Below are 20,072 nucleotides of genomic sequence, written 5' to 3'. Positions count from 1 at the left end.
AGTTTTTTAATGAATAAACCAACTAAAAACCATAGTTTTATCATGGAATAGGTTTTTCTGACGCGTTAAATGTGTAAAATACGCATGATATCACGTATATCACGCGAGCCGTTGGATCCATTTAAGAGATTTATTATGAAAAAACTGTGTTTGTTGGTATGTATGTCTTTAGGTTTAAGCGCAACTGCTATGGCAGAAGGCGACGCCGAGGCAGGTAAAGCGAAATCTGCAGTATGTGCAGCCTGTCATGGCCCTGATGGCAACAGCATGATTGACATGAACCCAAAGATTGCTGGCCAGCATGAGAAGTACATTGTTAAGCAATTAACCGAATTTAAACTTGCCTCTCAAACAGGTGGCGAGGAAGGTCGTAACAATGCTGTGATGAACGGCATGGCTGCCCCACTTTCAGAGCAAGACATGAAAGACCTAGCCGCTTATTTCTCAAGCCAAGAGCCAAAGTCGGGTGAAACACCAGAGCAATACGTTGAAGCTGGCCGTGCATTGTACCAAGGTGGCGACGAGTCTCGAGGCGTAACTGCATGTATCGCGTGTCACGGTCCTAAGGGCAACGGCATGGGCTTAGCAGGTTTCCCTGATATCAGCGGTCAACATGCAACTTACACTGCAGCTCAATTGAAAGCATTCCGTTCAGGCCAACGTCACAATGACATGAATGGCATGATGCGTGATATTGCGATGAAATTAACCGACGAAGATATTGAGATTTTATCTAACTATATCGCGGGCTTACACTAAGCATTACCGTTTTTGCACATTGTTGTTAAAAATTTGTTACCGAAAAAGTTGTATTTTGAAATTATTCGTGTAATCTAACGGCGTAGTTTGTAGGTGCCTTTGAAAAGCTACAAGCGAAATAACAAGAATAATAATAAAAATGCAGCATGGAAGACGGGATAAAGAGCCACGAGGGCCAAAAACAACAATACAGCTCTGCTAACAATAAAAATAAGGGGAGCACGGCTAGGGAAGCAAAATACACATAGAAGTGTATAACGGGAGAGGTGTCATCTGACACTCATACAATGTAAGGTGATGGTGAGAACCATCACCTTTTTCTTTTTTAAGCCCCTTATTATTGTTCACTTTCCTATGTACTGTCCTTTATGCAAAAGCGCTAACGCGCCATCTCACTATCACTCAGATAAAAAGCGCGATTACCTTCAATGTAATCAATGCAAACTCGTTTATGTTTCTCCTGAATTCTTGCCATCGAAAGAAGTAGAAAAGCAGGAGTATGACCTTCACGAGAATAGCTTTGAAGACGAAGGGTATCGAAAGTTTTTAGGAAAGGTTTTAACGCCACTTACACCTTTTATAAAAGACATGAAATTTGGTGAACTCCGAGGACTAGACTTTGGCTGTGGCCCTGCGCCTGTTTTAGCAAGTATGCTGGAAGAAGAAGGCGTTAGGATGAATATGTACGATCCCTTCTATGCACACAACTTATCGGTACTTGAGCAAAGCTATGACATAGTGACATGTACAGAGGCTATAGAACACTTTCACGCCCCTCATGTGGAATGGGCGCTTTTTAACAAACTTGTAGCTTCTGGTGGCGTTCTTGCCATCATGACCAAGCGCGTACTTGATAAAGCCAGGTTTGCAAATTGGCACTATAAAAACGACGTCACCCACGTTAGCTTTTTCAGCGAAGCAACCTTTCAATATTTGGCACAACGAGATGGCTATGATGTCACTTTTCCTGCCAGCGATGTCGCTCTATTGAGAAAGCGCTGAAACAAATTCCCGTAATACTTTATGTTCCCCGTATTGATTTTGCACTGCATACCCAAAGATCAATACGTAGACACTAATTCGCGCTATAATAGCGCTGTTTTTTCACTCTCTTTGTTATTTGGAAATTATGGCACGTTCAAAGAAATCACGTAAAGTCGGCCTAATCGGCGTTCGTAAAGATCCTGACTTTAAACCAAGCGAAAACCGTAAATCAGACTCGCCTCGCCCTAAAAAGCATAAAGGTAAGCCCGCTGGTAATCGCCACAATGTTGAACAGAAAAAAGTGACGGGCAAAAAGAGTGCTGAGAATAAAGATCCGCGCCACGGCAGTAAAAAGCCTATTCAGCTTGTAAAAGCAGTGACGCCCACCCCTGCTCAAAAGAAAAAGTACGCCACACCAGCCCAAGAACTGGCAGCGCTTGAAGCAGATCAACGCTTGTCAGATTTACTCGACAAACTTGACGACGATAAACCGCTCACCCGTGAGCAACAAGCTTATGTCGACGAGAAGATGGCACGCCACCGCATTCTTTGTGACCTATTAGGAATAGTAGAAGAGGATGATGAAGACGACGATATGGATCCGTTTAATGATTTAGACGCTATTAATATCGACGACTTTAAGCACTAATAAAAAACGGGAAAGAGTCATGCTTTGGGCAGTACTTTCAGGCATCGCGCTACTAATTATTCTTGCGCTAGGTTTTTACGCAGGCAAACTGTTGTTTATGTTAAAACAACAAAAAGAGCGACAAGAAGCGGCAAGGCAGTCGCGCGTAGCCACTATAACCGACAGTATTATAGTAATAGCTAAGGCGATGGAGCAGCAGCAATGTGATTTGTCAGAAGGTGTAATTCGCATCGTGAACCTGCTTAACACGCTTCCAATAATTACTCCGCCTGATTTTAAAGCGCAGTATCCCAACATTCATGCATTATTCACAGAGGTAAGCGGATTTGCGATTTTAGAAGCAAGGCAACAACTACCTAAGAATGAGCGAAGAAAGCAAGATATCGCTCGCGAGCAGATTGAATCGGAATACGAATCTAAGGTATTGGACGAATTACCACCGCTGAAGTCGTATTGTGAGACACTCGTAGCCACTAAATAACGAGTAAGCGCGACGCTGATTTAAAAGATAAAAACTAATGCAATCAATATCGAAAATGGCCGAGTACAGTATGTAGTCGGCCATTTTTTTAACCCGGCTACCTTTGCCTATGTCACTTTATCGCGAGCTCGCAGGTACGTTCGTAGCAATGACACCCTACCTCGTGGTCATTGACCATACCTACAGCTTGCATAAAAGCGTAGCAAATCGTTTCACCTACGAAATTAAATCCGTGCTTTTTAAGTGCTTTTGACATTGCTTTAGACGCATCGGTTGATGTGGGTGCTTGCCTGAAGTCTTCCCATGCATTAATGACCGTACGTCCATCTGTAAATTGCCAGATAAAATCACTGAATGGCTGCGACGCTTCGATAGCTAAAAAACCCTTGGCATTTTTGATAACCGACTCTATTTTGAGCTTGTTTCTGATTATGCCGCTGTCCTGCATCAGCCTGTCGACATCAGCGGAGCCCATCTTCGAAATTTTCTCAGGGTCGAACTGATAGAATGCCTGTTCAAAATTCTGCTGTTTTTTCAAAATGGTCAGCCAAGATAAACCAGCCTGTTGTCCATCGAGGCATAACTTAGCAAACAACGCGCGACTATCTAGCTCGGGTACACCCCATTCGTTATCATGATACGCTAAATAAATAGGGTCGCTGCTTACCCAACCGCAGCGATGCAAAGGCGTATTTTTTTCTATTTTTGTTTGATTGGGCATGGCTTAAGATTAAATCCTTGTTGTGAAGTGGCATATTGGCTTTATTCGTGACGTTTTTTCACCCTTTACACCTACATACTATGCCTCACAAATTGTATACTATCCCACCTTTATTTTAAGTCAGATAACTAATAAGCAGCGGATGTATGCAGAAATACGATATTAAGACCTTTCAAGGGTTGATCCTTGCGCTTCAAGATTATTGGGCGCGTCAGGGCTGCGTTATTATTCAGCCTCTGGATATGGAAGTGGGTGCCGGTACTTTTCACCCTATGACGTTCCTACGTTCTTTAGGTCCAGAGCCAATGAGTAGCGCCTATGTTCAACCGTGCCGTAGACCGACCGATGGTCGTTACGGTGAGAACCCAAACCGCTTACAACATTACTATCAGTTCCAAGTAATGCTTAAGCCTTCACCTGACAATATTCAGGAGTTGTACTTGGGCTCTTTGAAAGAGTTAGGTTTCGATCCGCTGGTTCATGACATTCGCTTCGTAGAAGACAACTGGGAATCACCCACGCTTGGTGCATGGGGTCTAGGTTGGGAAGTGTGGCTAAACGGCATGGAAGTAACTCAGTTTACGTACTTCCAGCAGGTAGGCGGTCTAGAGTGTAAGCCTGTTACCGGCGAAATTACCTACGGCTTAGAGCGACTCGCCATGTACGTTCAAGGTGTCGATAGTATCTACGACCTGGTTTGGACTGACGGCCCTATGGGCAAAGTGACCTATGGCGATGTGTTCCATCAAAACGAAGTAGAACAATCGACGTATAACTTCGAACACGCCAATGTTGAAGCTTTATTTAGAACCTTCGACGAATGTGAAGCAGAAAGCCAAAAGCTTATCGAAAACAACCTTCCACTTCCTGCCTATGAGCAGGTTATGAAGGCGTCACACGCATTTAACTTGCTTGATGCTCGTCATGCTATCTCAGTGACTGAACGCCAGCGCTATATTCTTCGCGTTCGAACGCTAGCCAAAGCGTGTGCAGAAAGCTATTACCAAGCACGTGAAGCACTTGGCTTCCCACTATGTAACAAGGAGGCATAAGCGTGCGTACAGAAAATTGTTTAGTTGAATTAGGTACTGAAGAACTCCCACCAAAAGCGCTTAAGTCTTTAGGTGAAGCCTTCGCCACGCAGTTTGAAGCTGCGCTTACGCAAGCTGACTTAAGCTTTGATTCAGTCAGCTGGTTTGCAGCCCCTCGCCGCTTAGCCGTTTATGTTTCAGGTCTTGCTGAAGGTCAGGCTGACAAAGTAGTAGAGAAACGCGGCCCAGCAGTATCAGCCGCGTTTGACGCTGACGGTAACCCTACAAAAGCAGCACAAGGTTGGGCGCGCGGTAACGGCATTGACGTTGCTGACGCAGAACGCCTTGTAACTGACAAAGGAGAGTGGTTACTTCATAAAGCCCACGTTCCAGGGCAATTAGTTGCAGAGCTTCTAGAAGGGCTGATAAACCAAGCGGTAAGCAAGCTACCTATTCCAAAGCCAATGCGTTGGGGTAATTACAACACTCAGTTTATACGCCCGGTTCACACCCTTTGCGTGCTTTACGGAAGCGAAGTGGTTAACGTTTCTGTATTGGGCCTAACAAGCGGCCGCGTTGTTCAGGGTCACCGATTCCATGGCGAAGGTCGCTTTGAACTTGATCATGCTGACAATTACGCCTCTGCCCTAGAGCAACAATATGTACTGGCAGATTTTGAGGCGCGTAAAGATAAAGTGCGTCAGCAGCTCGAAGACGCAGCGCAAAGTTTGTCGCTTAAGCCAGACTATAATGAAGACTTACTAGAAGAAATCGCGTCACTTGTAGAGTGGCCGGTCGTACTTCAAGCTGGGTTTGATGAGGCTTTCTTAGCAGTACCGAAAGAAGCGCTTATCTATACCATGAAAGACGACCAAAAATATGTGCCGCTGCTAGATAGCGATGGTGCACTTTCAAACACTTTCTTATTCGTAACGAATATCGAAAGTCGCGATGCGTCTCAAGTTATTTCTGGCAATGAAAAGGTTATCCGTCCTCGTCTTGCAGACGCTGAGTTCTTCTTTAACAGCGATAAAAAGACGACATTAGAAAGCCGCCTTGAAAGCTTAGAAACCGTGTTGTTCCAAAAACAGCTTGGTACGCTAAAAGAAAAGTCTGAGCGTATATCTGCCCTATCGGCGTTTATCGCGTCGCAAATAGATGCGAATGAAACACAAGCTGCACGAGCAGGTCTTCTAGCTAAAACCGACTTAATGTCGAACATGGTTATGGAGTTCCCAGACGTTCAAGGTGTTATGGGTAAATACTATGCGCTAAACGACGGTGAAGATGCGCCTGTTGCAGAAGCACTGTATGAACAATACATGCCGCGATTTGCTGGTGACGCACTTCCTAGTTCAGGCGTTAGCGCGTCGGTCGCGCTTGCGGACAAACTAGATACTCTTGTGGGTATTTTTGGTATTGGCCAGTTACCTAAGGGTGATAAAGACCCATTTGCGCTTCGTCGTGCAGCTATCGGTGTACTACGTATTGTCACTGAGCTGTCACTGCCGCTAGATCTTGAAACGCTAGTAAGCAAAGCTATCGATGTGTATGGCGATAAGTTAACAAATGCTGAAACACAATCTCAGGTTGTTGATTTTGTATTGGGTCGATTTACTGCGCTCCTACAAGATCAAGCTATCGCCATTGACGTTATTCAGGCCGTTGCTGCTCGTCGCCCTACTAAGCCAGCTGACTACTTAGCCCGAGTTCATGCGGTAGATAAGTTCAGAGCATTGGAAGAAGCCGAAGCGCTAGCTGCCGCTAACAAGCGTGTTGCAAACATCCTTGCTAAGCAGAACGTTGAAGTGACAGACACAGTGAATATTGATGAGTCACTGTTAGCTGAAGAAGCTGAAAAAGCGCTTTACGTTGAGCTGAAAGCCGCACAGAAAGAAGTTGATATTGCTGTTCCTTCACAGGACTACACGCGTATTCTTACTGCGCTTGCAACCTTACGTAATGTAATCGATAACTTCTTCGATAACGTAATGGTTATGGCTGATGACGAAGCGGTTAAGAATAACCGACTTGCTTTACTGTCGCTTTTAAGGCAACTTTTCCTTACTACCGCAGATATATCTATTCTCGCGAAGTCGTAGGCTAGTAAGAGTTAGCGCGGTTTTATGCCGCGAAAAACAAAGAGCCCAGCCCTAACGTTGGGCTTTTTTATAAATGGAGACGCTGTGAAAAAGTTATTAACTATTGCTTCTATGTGCATAGCACTTTCAGCATGCTCAAGCAGTGGAAGTTTTAAAATTCCAGAAATAGCACCAGACGTGCCTCGCATTCAATTCGAAAACATGTTTCTTAGAGGTGTATTTAACTGGTGGGAGGCTGACCCAAGTTACAAGTTCAAACGATCAAATTCAGGCTGGACAGTGGACGTTGAACTCATAGCCGACGGACAACCTTATGATTTTAGGTTGTCAGATGCAAAATGGACGCCCTCACAAAGCTGTGGCGGCAAATATAAAGGGCAGCCTGTAATGTTAGGCTCCACTGTTTATTTAGTCTGTGAACAGGGCTCAGAGAACTTGCAATTTACCCCCTCCTCAACTGGCACCTATCGCTTTACAGCAACAGCAGCAAGTGCGGGGGAAGTCGCTCTGGTTGTTTCTAAAGTTTAGACTTGAGTGCCGTGTAGTAGTAGCGGCATTCACTAATCCTTTTTTCATTGTAAAGACTCTTGCCTCACATTCAATGCCAATAAAAAGTTCTCTGTTTTGTACGAGTAATTCACCTGAGCTTAGGCACAAAAAAAGCGACCCGTTGGTCGCTTTTTTCAAATAGCGAAAAGCTCTACACGTCTAAGTTTTCCACTTTCAGCGCGTTAGCTTCGATAAACTCTCGACGAGGCTCAACTTGGTCACCCATCAATGTAGTGAACAGCTGGTCACAACCAATAGCATCCTCAATGGTAACTTGAAGCATACGGCGACTTTCTGGGTCCATGGTGGTTTCCCATAGTTGCTCAGGGTTCATCTCACCTAGCCCTTTATAGCGCTGAATGTATTGGCCGCGTTTCGCTTCATTCATTAGCCACTCTAGGGCTTCTTTGAAAGACTCAACTGGCTGTCTACGTTCGCCACGCTGGATGTAAGCGTCTTTACCCATCATGTCATTGATAGCAAGGTTAAGCTCTTTAAGGCGCTGATATTCAGACGACTCGATAAACTCATGATCGATAACGTACTCATAATCGATACCGTGCATACGCATAATGATTGTAATGTAGTACTCGCTAAGCTCAGCATCAGTGCGAATTTCATAACGGTATGTAGCACCATCGTTTTCGCGCTCTGTAAGCTGCTCTACGAAGTGTTTCGCCACATGCTCTAGTGCGGATTGATCTTTAAGGTCTTCAAGGTTTAGCGTAGGCGTGTAAAGCATTCTGTAGAGGATAGATGCAGGCATAAGACGTTTCATACGTGCAATCATCTTCTCTACCGATTGGTACTGCTTAACAAGGTTTTCAAGGCCTACACCACTAATACCTGGGTCTTCATCGCTGGTGTGCAAAGACGCACCGTCAATTGCGATTGATGTTAGGTAGTTAGTTAGCGCATCGTCATCTTTAAGATACTGCTCTTGTTTACCCTTCTTCACTTTGTATAGCGGTGGCTGTGCAATATATACATATCCACGCTCAATGATTTCAGGCATTTGACGATAGAAAAATGTGAGTAGAAGCGTACGAATGTGAGAACCATCTACGTCAGCATCGGTCATGATAATGATGCTGTGATAGCGTAATTTTTCAGGGTCATACTCGTCACGACCGATACCACAACCTAGTGCCGTGATAAGCGTCGCAACTTCCTGAGAAGAAAGCATCTTATCAAAACGCGCTTTCTCAACGTTTAGGATTTTACCTTTAAGCGGCAAAATAGCTTGGTTTTTACGGTTACGACCCTGCTTAGCTGAACCGCCCGCAGAGTCACCCTCCACTATGTATAATTCACTAAGTGCAGGATCTTTTTCCTGACAGTCAGCTAGCTTGCCCGGCAGACCAGCCAAGTCGAGCGCACCTTTACGGCGTGTCATTTCACGGGCCTTTCGTGCAGCTTCACGGGCACGAGCAGCATCAATAATCTTACCCGCAATGATTTTACTTTCTGCTGGGTTTTCTAATAAGAACTCTGCTAGCTTTTCATTCATTGCCGATTCAACAGCTGGACGAACTTCAGAAGATACAAGCTTATCTTTAGTCTGTGAGCTGAATTTTGGATCTGGTACTTTAACGGAAATAACCGCGGTTAGACCTTCACGCGCGTCGTCACCACTGGCATTCGTTTTAGCCTTTTTGTTCAGGCCTTCCTTTTCCATGTAGTTATTCAATGTACGCGTCAACGCTCCACGGAAGCCCGCCAAGTGAGTACCGCCGTCGCGCTGAGGAATATTGTTGGTGAAACAGAACACGTTTTCTTGGAAGCTATCGTTCCATTGCATCGCTACTTCTACTGCAATACCGTCTTCTTGTTCACTGCTGAAATGAAACACTTTCTGGTGAACAGGTGTTTTCTTTTCATTTAGGTACTCAACGAAAGCTTTGATACCACCTTCGTACATGAAGTGGTCTTCTTTTCCATCGCGTTCGTCTTTCAAGCGAATAGACACACCAGAGTTCAGGAATGATAGTTCACGAAGACGTTTAGCAAGAATATCGTAGTGGTAAAGCGTATCTGTGAAGGTGTCTGAACTTGGCCAGAAACGGATCATAGTTCCCGTTTTGTCAGTATCGCCTGTTACGGCTAGTGGCGCCTGTGGAACACCATGATGATATTCTTGTTCATGCGCTTTACCACCGCGACGAATACGAAGCTTCAATCGGCTTGAAAGTGCGTTTACTACTGATACACCTACACCGTGCAAACCGCCCGATACTTTATAAGAGTTATCGTCGAACTTACCGCCGGCGTGAAGAACCGTCATAATAACTTCAGCTGCAGACACACCCTCTTCTGGGTGCAACTCAGTTGGTATACCACGTCCATCGTCAGACACAGATACTGAGCCATCGCTGTGAATGAGCACAGTAATCTCAGAACAATGTCCAGCAAGTGCTTCATCGATAGAGTTATCGACCACCTCGAAAACCATGTGGTGTAATCCGGTACCATCATCAGTATCACCGATATACATACCAGGACGCTTTCTTACGGCATCTAATCCTTTAAGTACTTTAATACTGGACGAGTCGTAGTTGTTCTCTGCTGACATACTAGCTTTTACTCCTCTTTCACGCTTCCATGTTCCACGTGAAACATTTTCTTTTCGTTGTATTTTTGTATAAAAGCGAGTTGCGTGGATTCTATTGCAGTAACGAAAACCTGCGTATCCATTTTGAGCAACCCATCAATAAATTGTTCTCTTTTATCGGCATCTAGTTCGGCACCAACGTCATCAAGTAAAAAGATACTTTTACGCTGCGTTGCCGTGTTAAATAGCTTAGTCTGTGACATTTGAAGCGCTGCCACAGCCATTCTAAGCTGCCCTCTCGATAAAAGCTCCTGAGCATTAACACCATTCACTTTTAGCCTTAAATCGGCTTTATGGGGCCCAGAAGAGGTGTGTCCTATTTTACCATCATACTCACGTTTTTTAACTAGGCTTTCCGATAAACCGACATCTTTTTCCCACCCTTTATAGTAACTCAATTCCACATCGAAGTTAGGAAGAAATTCTTGCGCGTACTGCTTAAAAATAGGTGTCAGGGTATCCACATATCCCTGACGAGTAGCAGATAATGACTCACCTAGTTCAGCAAACTGCGACTCCCAATATTGGTTTTGTGGTGCGCTTAAATTTGCCTGCTGTTTCAGCAACGCATTTCTATGCTTTAGAAATTTACCGTACTGATTTGCAAGCGATTGAAACTGATGTTCCACGTGAAACAATCCCCAATCACAAAACCGACGGCGCTCGGATGGCGAACCAATAATAAGGTCAGTGCTCTGCGGAGTAAAAAGCTGAAGCGGTACCAGGCTGACTAAATCTGATAACTTATTTGAATGCTCACCGTTAATACTACAGGTGAATGTCTCATTTCGACTTCGTTGAAAGCCTAGCTTTAATTTATCCCCTTCTTCGGTTCTGCATGACGCGAAAACACTGAAGCTGTCTTTTTCATTTTGAATAACCGAGCTGTGCTTATTTGTTCTAAAAGAACGTCCAAAACCAAGGTAGTAAAGTGCCTCGATTAGCGAAGATTTCCCACTCCCATTTACCCCTTTAATGATGGTTAAAGCTGGTGAAGGAGAAAGTGATACGGAAGTAAGATTACGAAACTGTGTAATCTGGACGCGGTCCAGTTTCATGAGGTCACACTGATGAAAGAAATGAAGCGAGGAGTATCAACACTCATCGCTTCTTGAATTGATAACTTAAATAACAAAATAACGTGGAATATGCGAAACGCTGCAAACACTTAATGTAGTAGTGACTACAGTCGCATTGGCATAATAACGTATAACGCGGCGTCATCAGCATCATCTTCGATTAGCGCACTTGCGTTTGAGTCTGATAGGCTAACTTTAACACCATCAGATCCAAGCGCATTCAATACGTCAATTAAATAGGCAACGTTAAAGCCAATTTCTAAATCGTCACCTTGATATTGAACATCAACGATTTCTTCCGCTTCTTCTTGCTCTGGGTTATTAGCCGTTATCTTAAGCTCACCAGAAGACAAGTTTAATCGTACGCCTCTAAACTTTTCGTTAGATAGAATGGCCGCACGTGAAAATGCTTCTTTTAATACGGCTTTGCTCGCAATAATTTCCTTGTCACCATTTTGAGGTAAAACACGGCGATAATCAGGAAATCTACCATCAACTAATTTCGAAGTGAAAATGAAATCGTTTGAGAAAATTCGAAGATGGTTGGCGCCTATTTGCACCTTAAGAGATTTATCATCTTCGCTAATAAGACGAGAAATTTCTAACACGCCTTTACGTGGAATAATCACCTGACGAGATGGCAAAGCGGTCTCGTAGTTTAGGCGACAAAGAGCAAGACGGTGACCGTCTGTTGCAACGGTACGAATGATATTCTCTTCCGTTTCAAGGGACATACCATTTAAGTAATAACGTACGTCTTGTTGAGCCATTGAGAAGCTCGTTGCATCGATAAGACGTTTTAGATCACTGCACGATAATTCAAACTCAACTTCGCCTTCCCAGTCTTCTAGATTTGGGTAGTCGTTGGCAGATAAAGTAGAAAGCGTATAACGACCTCGACCGGCACGAATAAGTGCTTTGCTGCCGTCTAACGAGAAATGAATATCTGTTCCTTCAGAAATACCGCGAATAATATCAAACAGCTTTTTAGCAGGAACAGTAATTTCACCTTCCGTGAATTCACCTTCTAATTTCACGCTAGAAATTAGTTCTACCTCTAAATCTGTACCAGTAAGCCAAAGTGCGTCCTCACTTACTTTGATGAGAACATTGGAAAGAATTGGCAGTGTGTGTCTACGCTCTACAGCACCAGATACCAACTGTAGGGGTTGTAAAAATTGTTCGCGGCTTATAGTAAATTTCATCGCAGTGCTATCTCGCCTCTAAGGTCGTGGTGTTAGGAAGACAAAGTCCTAATGAGGTTCTTATAGTCCTCTTTTATATCATGACTTTCTTCTCTTAGCTGCTCTATTTTTCTACAAGCGTGTAAAACCGTAGTGTGGTCTCGTCCACCAAACGCGTTTCCTAGTTCAGGTAAACTGTGGTTGGTAAGTTCTTTAGCCAGCGCCATCGCGACTTGGCGAGGACGCGCTACACTACGACTACGTCGTTTAGACAAAATATCAGCTACTTTTATCTTATAATAATCTGCGACGGTTTTCTGAATATTATCAACGGTTACTAATTTTTCTTGAAGCGCGAGAAGGTCTCGAAGGGCTTCGCGAACGAAATCAATAGTGATAGGGCGACCGGTAAAGTTTGCGTTAGCAATAACACGGTTAAGTGCCCCCTCGAGCTCACGTACGTTTGAACGCAATCGCTTAGCTATAAAGAACGCCACTTCATTAGGTAAGTGAATCCGGTTCTCTGCCGCTTTGCGCATCAAAATAGCCACTCGGGTTTCAAGCTCTGGTGGCTCTATAGCAATAGTTAAACCCCAACCGAAGCGCGATTTCAATCGATCCTCTACCCCATCAATCTCTTTAGGATATCTATCAGAAGTAAGTATGATTTGTTGGTTACCTTCAAGAAGCGCATTGAACGTGTGGAAGAACTCTTCTTGTGAACGCTCTTTATTAGCAAAGAATTGAATATCATCGATAAGTAACGCATCAACGCTGCGATAGAAGCGCTTAAAGTCCTCTATCGCGTTATTTTGTAGTGCCTTAACCATATCCTGCACGAAACGCTCTGAATGCATATACACAATTTTAGCGTCACCGTTATTAGCTACGATGCCATTACCCACTGCATGTAATAAGTGAGTTTTACCTAAGCCCGTACCACCGTAAATAAACAGTGGGTTGTAAGAACCGCCTGGGTTATTTGCGACTTGAGTTGCAGCCGCACGTGCTAGCTGGTTAGATTTACCTTCGACAAAGTTGTCGAATTGATAAGTCGGATTAATATTACTTTTATGCTTCATCGCCTCAGGGATCGGGATCACTTTCGGCGGTGTAGACGATCTTGGCGCTTGATCTGCGTATGCATTATATCCATTACGGTCGTGGTTTTGCGCACCGCGATCATTTAGATCCATACCCTGTGTGTATGAAGGTGATTTTGAAAACGCATTGTTTTGTCCTTGATCACCCGCTTGGCTTGCCGATGATGGCATACCGCTATTCGACATTGGTGAATAAGACGATGTGTGCTGCCCATTACTGCCGCTGTGAACAGGCTGATTACTAGTATTATAGTTCTGATACCCTTGACCGCCCGCAGGTGCACTAGGCTTACTTGGTTGATTATTAGGCGTATTTGGAGCAGGCGAAGATCCGCTGGTACTTACAGGCTGACTACGGCTTACGCTGTGACGATTCATCACTTCTAAACGCAATTGTGGTGCGTCACTTCCGGCAAACTCTTTTAGTAGTGCGGTAATATTATTCAGGTACTTGTCTCTTACCCAATCAAGTACAAAGCGATTGGGAGCATAGAGTGCAACCACGCCTTGTTGTTCTTCACAAACAAGCGGTCGTATCCACATACTAAACTGCTGCGTTGGTAATTCTTGACGCAATCTTTCAAGGCATTGGTTCCACAAGGACATGGTACGTAGTTAGCTCCCGTAACTCGCTAGAAAAACCAACTCCTGAAAAGCCAAGCATAAAGAAAGCAGGCACTAAAAAGCGCCATTAGAAGAAAATAGCGTTGGAAGTGTTGGGTAGCAGCGAGAAATTAAGTTATCGTTTTAATCGCTGTGGATTATCTTACTTTATCAACACAATGTAAATGGCGATCCCGATCGATCTTTTCGATCAAAACAACAAGTAACTGATTAGTATGCTTTTTTCTTTTAGATCAAATCAAACTATAACGAGAAAAATTCATTCTAAATTTGTGCTAAAAAACCGTTAGATCACCTTGCTTTTTATATCTATCTCTGTGTTTTTCACAACGCACTGTGGATAACCTAACCAAATTTTACGCGTTATTCACAGACGATTTGTACGAAAACTGCGTTATCGATTAAGCTATCGATTAGAAAATGCAAAAATTGTTCACTTATTCATCCGAAAAGCGAGAATATGCATTGACAGCACGCCCCGAGATCTCTAGAATTCAGCGTCCTTTTTCGATGGGCTTTTCTGGTGAAAACACCACATTGTTCTGGCAACAGCATAATGTGTTACCAAAAACGCCTATGTTTAACTAAATATAAGTGAGACTTTGGTCATGAAAAGAACATTTCAACCGAGCAATCTAAAGCGCAAGCGTTCTCACGGTTTTCGTGCTCGTATGGCGACTAAAAATGGTCGTAAAGTACTAGCAGCTCGCCGTGCAAAAGGCCGCGCTCGTCTTTCAGCTTAATTGAAAGACGCCAAAGTGGGCGAGAATAATTTTTCTAGGGAGTTACGTCTGTTAACTCCCACCCACTTTACCTATGTGTTTGATAACGCAACCCCAGCTGTATCTCCCTCTTTTACTGTTCTAGCCAGAAAAAACACACTTTCAACTCCTCGTTTAGGCATTACGCTCGCGAAAAAACGTATCCGTAAAGCTCACGATAGAAATCGTTTGAAGCGATTAGTCAGAGAAAGTTTTAGGCATAAACAGCACAACTTACCCAATGTTGATATTATCGTTATTGGCAAGTCTGGCGCTGACAACCTTAGCAACCAAGAAGTTTTCGCTACATTGGACAAGCTATGGAAAAAATTAAACAAGCGTTGCGGCAACTCTTAATTGCAGTGCCTTTGGCATTGATAAAATTTTATCAATGGTTCATTTCCCCTATGTTAGGGCAACGATGTCGTTTCCATCCTTCTTGTTCTTGGTATGCTATAGACGCATTAAAAACGCACGGATTAGTAAAAGGCGGTTGGTTATCTATTAAACGCATATTAAAATGCCACCCTTTGCATGCCGGCGGATATGATCCAGTGCCGGAAAAACAACAAGATAAACACTCAAAATAAAGAGACCTCTATGGAATCGCAACGTAGTTTTCTGATAATTGGCCTTGCGCTAGTTAGCTTTTTGCTTTGGCAATCATGGCAAAAAGATTATGGGCCACAGCCAGTTGTGCCTGTTGAGCAACAACAAACGCAAGAGACATCACAAGGCGTACCGTCATTTAATGAAAATGGCAGCGAAGATGTACCTAGTAGTGATAGCGTTCCTGCTGCACAACCTATCGCAGCGGCGCAAAGCTCAAACCGCATTATTGAAGTAAAAACCGATACGCTTGATTTACGCATCGATTTGCTAGGCGGCGATGTAGTATCAGCAGACTTACTTAAGTTTCCGGTAGAGCAAGGTTCGGATATTCCTTACAGCCTACTTCGCTCTGGCAACGGTCTTTATGTAGCGCAAAGTGGCCTAATAGGTGCTCAAGGGCCTGATGCAAGCAGCAGTGGCCGCCCGGTGTATAATGCACAAAGTGACTATTATGAAATGACTGGCGACACCCTTGTTATTCCTCTTACATGGAAAAACAACCAAGGCTTGTCAGTTACCAAAACCTTCACTTTCACTAAAGGTCAGTACGACGTAAACGTGAGCTATAGCGTTGAAAATGGTACTGGCAGCGCAGCAACGGTTCAGCCGTATGCACAGCTTAAACAAGTGATGGAGTTTGAAGACGACAGCAACATGTTTATGCCAACGTACCGTGGTGCTGCATATTCAACAGAAGATGACCGCTACCAGAAGTACTCGTTTGACGAGATTGAAGATGACAACCTACGCGAAACCACGAAAGCGGGTTGGGTTGGCATGCTTGAACATTACTTTGTATCAGCATGGGTACCTTCACAAGAGCAAACTAACACGCTTTATTCTCGTAACCTGAAAAATCAGTATGCGGTAATTGGTGTATTGTCTCCGTCTGAAAGCGTAGCGCCTGGTGAAACCAAAACCCTTGCATCTACCCTTTACATGGGTCCTAAAGATCAAGAAAGCCTAGCGAAGATTGCGCGCGGATTAGACCTAACCGTTGATTACGGTATTCTTTTCTGGATTTCACAGCCGCTGTTCGCCCTTCTTACCTTCCTTCATGGCCTAGTTAATAACTGGGGTGTGGCAATTATCCTTATCACTATTGTAGTAAAAGGCGCGATGTACTGGCTAACTAAGAAGCAATACGAGTCAATGGCACGTATGCGCAACTTAGCACCTAAGATGCAGCAGCTAAAAGACCGTTTTGGCGACGACAGACAAAAAATGTCTCAAGCTATGATGGAGCTTTACCGCAAAGAGAAAGTAAACCCAATGGGCGGTTGCTTACCTCTTCTTCTGCAAATGCCTATCTTCCTTGCGCTTTACTGGGTACTGATGGAAAGTGTTGAACTACGTCACGCAGACTTTGTGCTTTGGATCACTGACCTTTCTACAAAAGACCCATACTTTGTGCTGCCAATTCTAACTGGCGCAAGTATGTACCTATTGCAAAAACTTCAGCCAACCACCATTACTGATCCAATGCAGCAGAAAATCATGCAATGGATGCCGGTAGCAATGAGTGTATTCTTCCTGTGGTTCCCTGCAGGTCTGGTACTATACTGGCTAGTCAGTAACGTGATTACCTTGGTTCAAGCCAAAATGATTTATGCTTCAATGGAGAAGCGGGGCATCAGCAGTAAATAACACGCTGATCAATGAATTATACAGCCCGCCTATGCGGGCTGTTTTGTCTTAAGAGGAATAACCTGTGCCATCATTTGATATTGTTTCTGAAATCAACATGGAAGAAGTACGCAACGCCACTGAAAACGCAAGCCGTGAGCTATCAACGCGTTTCGACTTTCGCGGTATTGATGCGAGCTTTGAGTACAAAGATAAAACCGTGGTCATGAAAGCTGAAGCTGAATTCCAACTTCAGCAAATGGAAAGCATGTTTAGAACGGCGATGTCTAAACGTAACGTCGACACTTCATCTATGGATGTTAAACCCTACGATGCCCACGGTAAAACTTACCGTCAGACCATTACCTTTAAAGAAGGTATTGAGCAGCCGATGGCGAAGAAGATTGTGAAGCTGGTGAAAGACGCCAAAATCAAAGTGCAAACGGCTATTCAAGGCGAAGAACTTCGCGTAACAGGTAAAAAGCGTGATGATTTGCAGCAAGTGATTTCGCTAGTTAAAGAGTCGAACTTAGGCCAACCTTTCCAATTTAAGAACTTCCGCGACTAATTATGGAATCACTCACCCTTTCTACCGACACTATTACCGCACAAGCGACAGCACCCGGTCGTGGCGGCGTAGGTATTGTGCGTGTTTCAGGTCCTAAGGCTAAAGCTATCGCAGAGGCGTTAGTACCAAGCGCACTAACACCACGTCTTGCGACCTATACGCCGTTTGTTGATGCTAACAACAGCGTAATAGACCAGGGCATAGCACTGTTTTTTAAAGGGCCTAACTCATTTACCGGTGAAGATGTACTTGAACTGCAGGGCCATGGCGGTCAAGTTGTCATGGACATGCTGATTGATGCCGTGCTTGCAACGGGCCATGCCCGGCTTGCCAATCCAGGTGAATTCAGTGAACAAGCCTTTTTAAATGATAAATTAGACCTTGCGCAAGCAGAGGCGATTGCCGACTTGATTGATGCAAGTTCTAAACAGGCAGCAAAAAGTGCGCTGCGCTCGCTACAGGGTGAGTTTTCTACACAAATTCAAACGCTATCTGACCAAATCGTGCATCTTCGTATGTACGTAGAGGCGGCCATCGATTTTCCTGAAGAAGAAATTGATTTCTTATCTGATGGGAAAGTATCAGGTGACTTAAGCGCAATTATGCAAAGCTTAACCAAAGTGCGCGAACAGGCTAAACAAGGCACCTTGTTGCGCGAAGGTATGCAGGTGGTGATTGCGGGGCGACCTAACGCCGGTAAATCGAGCTTATTAAACGCCCTGGCAGGACGAGATAGCGCCATTGTTACCGATATCGCTGGTACCACGCGAGACGTGCTTAAAGAGCATATTCACATTGATGGTATGCCGGTGCACATTATCGACACAGCAGGACTTCGAGAAAGCCCAGATAAAGTGGAACAAATTGGTATTGAGCGCGCGTGGCAAGCTATCAATGAAGCGGACCACGTATTATTCGTTGTAGACTCTACCGCAACTGCTGTTATCGACCCTTATGAAATATGGCCAGAATTTATGGCCCGATTGCCACAAGGCATCCCCGTTACCGTAGTTCGTAACAAGGCCGACCTTAGTACCTTAGATATTGGACAAAGCACGGTTGCCACCGAGCAAGGTGATATCTCAGTCATTAATCTATCAGCCAAAGAAGGTAGCGGAGTCGACACGCTAAAAGCACATCTGGCAAAAACCATGGGCTTCGATACTACAACTGAAGGTCAATTTATCGCGCGCAGACGACACATAGACGCACTCGACCAAGCCTACAGTTATGTAAGCACAGGCGAACAACAACTGCATGACGCTATGGCGGGTGAGTTGCTTGCTGAAGAATTGCGCTTGGCTCACCAGGCACTATGTGAGATAACCGGTGAATTCACGTCAGACGACCTACTTGGTAAGATTTTTTCATCGTTCTGTATTGGTAAATAGCGCAACCAATAAAGTTATAAGTAAGATGGTGAATAACGTAACGGATAAGCCGTACTTACGTTAAGACGACAATTGTAAATAGAGAAGCGACCCAGTAATGAGCAAGCATTTTGAAATCATCGTCGGCACCATGTTAGGTGCCGCAGAATATGTGGCTGATGCCATTGCGGCAAAACTTGATGCGAGCGGGCACACCCACACTATTCACGCTGAACCAAATTTAGATGAGATTAAAACAGAATCAACGTGGATCGTGTGTACATCAACACACGGTGCTGGCGAATTACCTGACAACATCCAGCCGTTCGCAAAGCAGTTAGAGGGCGCAGATTTAAGCGCAGTAAATGCCTACGTTATTGGGCTAGGTGACACCAGTTACGACACCTTTTGTTTCGGCGCAAAAGAAATGGAAAAGCATATTAAAAACGCAGGTGGCACGTTAATTACCGACGCGCTATACATCGATGTGCTAGAACACCCTATCCCTGAAGATGCCGCCGTGGAATGGTTTGACGAAAAGCTGGCCAATGCTTAACAAGCTTTTTTACGTGGAACCAATGCGATGAACAGCAACCTTACCCAAGCTGAACTAGCGGCGTTGCAATCTCCCCTTTCTAACGATTGCCGGGTACTGTATTTACTTGGGCTTCGAACAGGTGCAAATTCGGCAACGACATCGTCAGCACCTATTGATTATAAGCAATTATTGAACTTGCTAAACGGCGACAGCAAAGACGAGCCTTACCAACGCGGTCGTCAAATCAATAGCTTGGTGAAGCAGCTTGAACAAGTGGGTTTGGTTGCCCTGCCCCTTGAACTTGATCTAGAGCACACAATCAACGGGAAAACCTTACTTCTTCCGCTTATAAGCGAGCCACAATCGGACTTCGACCAACTACATGCCCGTCATAGCGCCATGACCCCTAATTGGACGCCCAATAAAGCGTTGTTTGAAGAAATGGCCTCGCTACTGGGTATTATCGATAAAACATTTGATGACAACGAGGTGGGTGAATTCATTGCCTATTGGTTAGGAAGACCTAGTTCAGTATTTAGCGAATTCCAATGGACACAAAAGTTTGCCAACAATATCAAGCGCAAGCGTCTCGCTTCAGGCTACGCCCCAACAAAAGTAGTGGGAACGCAACAAGTGAAAGTTGCAGCCGGCATAGAAGCAGATGATAATGCTAGAAAGCTGGTGGAAAAGTATGCCGCAACTAAGAAGAGTTAATTCGTT

Annotated in this window: 20 protein-coding genes; 15 read left to right on the top strand and 5 right to left on the bottom strand. The window is 44.3% G+C overall.

Annotation, left to right across the window (positions count from 1 at the left end; genetic code table 11):
* Positions 1–135 precede the first annotated feature (135 nt).
* The 4 genes from BZA03_RS19300 (at position 136) to BZA03_RS19285 (ending at position 2,873) form a co-directional block, all read left to right on the top strand.
* Entirely contained in the window at positions 136–759 is a 624-nt protein-coding gene (locus tag BZA03_RS19300; protein ID WP_110289609.1) for a cytochrome c, read from the top strand.
* Positions 760–1,059: 300 nt separating this feature from the next.
* Entirely contained in the window at positions 1,060–1,761 is a 702-nt protein-coding gene (locus BZA03_RS19295) for a class I SAM-dependent methyltransferase (protein WP_014947720.1), read from the top strand.
* A 127-nt stretch (positions 1,762–1,888) separates the two neighbouring features.
* A complete protein-coding gene (gene yihI, locus BZA03_RS19290) occupies positions 1,889–2,392 on the top strand; it encodes a Der GTPase-activating protein YihI (protein WP_014947719.1) in 504 nt (167 codons plus the stop codon).
* Positions 2,393–2,411: 19 nt separating this feature from the next.
* Positions 2,412–2,873, top strand: a complete 462-nt coding sequence (locus BZA03_RS19285; RefSeq protein WP_110289608.1) for a DUF2489 domain-containing protein — start codon at positions 2,412–2,414, stop codon at positions 2,871–2,873.
* 112 nt (positions 2,874–2,985) lie between these two features.
* On the opposite strand, the gene BZA03_RS19280 is transcribed toward BZA03_RS19285, so the two are convergent.
* Complete coding sequence (locus tag BZA03_RS19280; RefSeq protein WP_110289607.1) at positions 2,986–3,594, bottom strand: DNA-3-methyladenine glycosylase I; 609 nt, start codon at positions 3,592–3,594, stop codon at positions 2,986–2,988.
* 146 nt (positions 3,595–3,740) lie between these two features.
* Between BZA03_RS19280 and glyQ the strand changes: the two genes are divergently transcribed.
* The 3 genes from glyQ to BZA03_RS19265 all read left to right on the top strand — a co-directional run bounded on the left by glyQ (position 3,741) and on the right by BZA03_RS19265 (position 7,255).
* Positions 3,741–4,646: a glycine--tRNA ligase subunit alpha gene (glyQ, locus tag BZA03_RS19275; RefSeq protein ID WP_014996763.1), complete on the top strand. Its 906-nt coding sequence runs from the start codon at positions 3,741–3,743 to the stop codon at positions 4,644–4,646.
* Between the two features lie 2 nt (positions 4,647–4,648).
* A complete protein-coding gene (glyS, locus tag BZA03_RS19270; RefSeq protein WP_110289606.1) occupies positions 4,649–6,727 on the top strand; it encodes a glycine--tRNA ligase subunit beta in 2,079 nt (692 codons plus the stop codon).
* 84 nt (positions 6,728–6,811) lie between these two features.
* The gene (locus tag BZA03_RS19265) at positions 6,812–7,255 is read left to right on the top strand and encodes a hypothetical protein (protein WP_039234509.1); all 444 of its coding nucleotides are present in this window, start codon (positions 6,812–6,814) and stop codon (positions 7,253–7,255) included.
* A 172-nt stretch (positions 7,256–7,427) separates the two neighbouring features.
* Here BZA03_RS19265 and gyrB read toward each other — a convergent pair whose 3' ends face one another.
* The 4 genes from gyrB to dnaA form a co-directional block, all read right to left on the bottom strand.
* The gene (gyrB, locus tag BZA03_RS19260) at positions 7,428–9,848 is read right to left on the bottom strand and encodes a DNA topoisomerase (ATP-hydrolyzing) subunit B (RefSeq protein WP_039234384.1); all 2,421 of its coding nucleotides are present in this window, start codon (positions 9,846–9,848) and stop codon (positions 7,428–7,430) included.
* Positions 9,849–9,856: 8 nt separating this feature from the next.
* Positions 9,857–10,945, bottom strand: coding sequence for a DNA replication/repair protein RecF (recF, locus tag BZA03_RS19255; RefSeq protein WP_110289605.1), 1,089 nt, complete (start codon positions 10,943–10,945; stop codon positions 9,857–9,859).
* Positions 10,946–11,070: 125 nt separating this feature from the next.
* The gene (gene dnaN, locus BZA03_RS19250) at positions 11,071–12,171 is read right to left on the bottom strand and encodes a DNA polymerase III subunit beta (RefSeq protein WP_012516526.1); all 1,101 of its coding nucleotides are present in this window, start codon (positions 12,169–12,171) and stop codon (positions 11,071–11,073) included.
* Positions 12,172–12,203: 32 nt separating this feature from the next.
* Entirely contained in the window at positions 12,204–13,859 is a 1,656-nt protein-coding gene (gene dnaA / locus BZA03_RS19245) for a chromosomal replication initiator protein DnaA (protein ID WP_039228897.1), read from the bottom strand.
* 626 nt (positions 13,860–14,485) lie between these two features.
* On the opposite strand from dnaA, the gene rpmH reads away from it, so the two are divergent.
* The 8 genes from rpmH to BZA03_RS19205 all read left to right on the top strand — a co-directional run bounded on the left by rpmH (position 14,486) and on the right by BZA03_RS19205 (position 20,066).
* Positions 14,486–14,620 carry a 50S ribosomal protein L34 gene (rpmH, locus tag BZA03_RS19240; RefSeq protein ID WP_014290886.1) on the top strand — a complete coding sequence of 45 codons (135 nt, stop codon included), beginning with the start codon at positions 14,486–14,488 and terminating at the stop codon, positions 14,618–14,620.
* 15 nt (positions 14,621–14,635) lie between these two features.
* Positions 14,636–14,995, top strand: a complete 360-nt coding sequence (gene rnpA / locus BZA03_RS19235; protein WP_015000154.1) for a ribonuclease P protein component — start codon at positions 14,636–14,638, stop codon at positions 14,993–14,995.
* A complete protein-coding gene (yidD, locus tag BZA03_RS19230; RefSeq protein WP_014951464.1) occupies positions 14,980–15,228 on the top strand; it encodes a membrane protein insertion efficiency factor YidD in 249 nt (82 codons plus the stop codon). The genes rnpA and yidD overlap by 16 nt, the downstream gene beginning before the upstream one ends.
* Positions 15,229–15,238: 10 nt before the next feature.
* A complete protein-coding gene (gene yidC / locus BZA03_RS19225) occupies positions 15,239–16,897 on the top strand; it encodes a membrane protein insertase YidC (RefSeq protein ID WP_110289604.1) in 1,659 nt (552 codons plus the stop codon).
* A gap of 64 nt (positions 16,898–16,961) precedes the next feature.
* On the top strand, positions 16,962–17,444 hold the full coding sequence (locus BZA03_RS19220; protein WP_039228889.1) for a YajQ family cyclic di-GMP-binding protein: 483 nt from the start codon (positions 16,962–16,964) through the stop codon (positions 17,442–17,444).
* Between the two features lie 2 nt (positions 17,445–17,446).
* Positions 17,447–18,835, top strand: a complete 1,389-nt coding sequence (mnmE, locus tag BZA03_RS19215) for a tRNA uridine-5-carboxymethylaminomethyl(34) synthesis GTPase MnmE (RefSeq protein WP_071816526.1) — start codon at positions 17,447–17,449, stop codon at positions 18,833–18,835.
* 97 nt (positions 18,836–18,932) lie between these two features.
* Positions 18,933–19,370 carry an FMN-binding protein MioC gene (gene mioC / locus BZA03_RS19210; protein ID WP_110289603.1) on the top strand — a complete coding sequence of 146 codons (438 nt, stop codon included), beginning with the start codon at positions 18,933–18,935 and terminating at the stop codon, positions 19,368–19,370.
* A 27-nt stretch (positions 19,371–19,397) separates the two neighbouring features.
* Positions 19,398–20,066, top strand: coding sequence for a DnaT-like ssDNA-binding domain-containing protein (locus BZA03_RS19205; RefSeq protein WP_101566502.1), 669 nt, complete (start codon positions 19,398–19,400; stop codon positions 20,064–20,066).
* The last annotated feature ends 6 nt before the right edge of the window (positions 20,067–20,072 follow it).

It is taken from the genome of Alteromonas sp. I10, from assembly GCF_003201515.1.
Taxonomy (GTDB): Bacteria; Pseudomonadota; Gammaproteobacteria; order Enterobacterales; family Alteromonadaceae; genus Alteromonas; species Alteromonas macleodii.
Note: the sequence above shows the minus strand (reverse complement) of the source record. Positions and strands in the feature narration are given on the sequence as shown.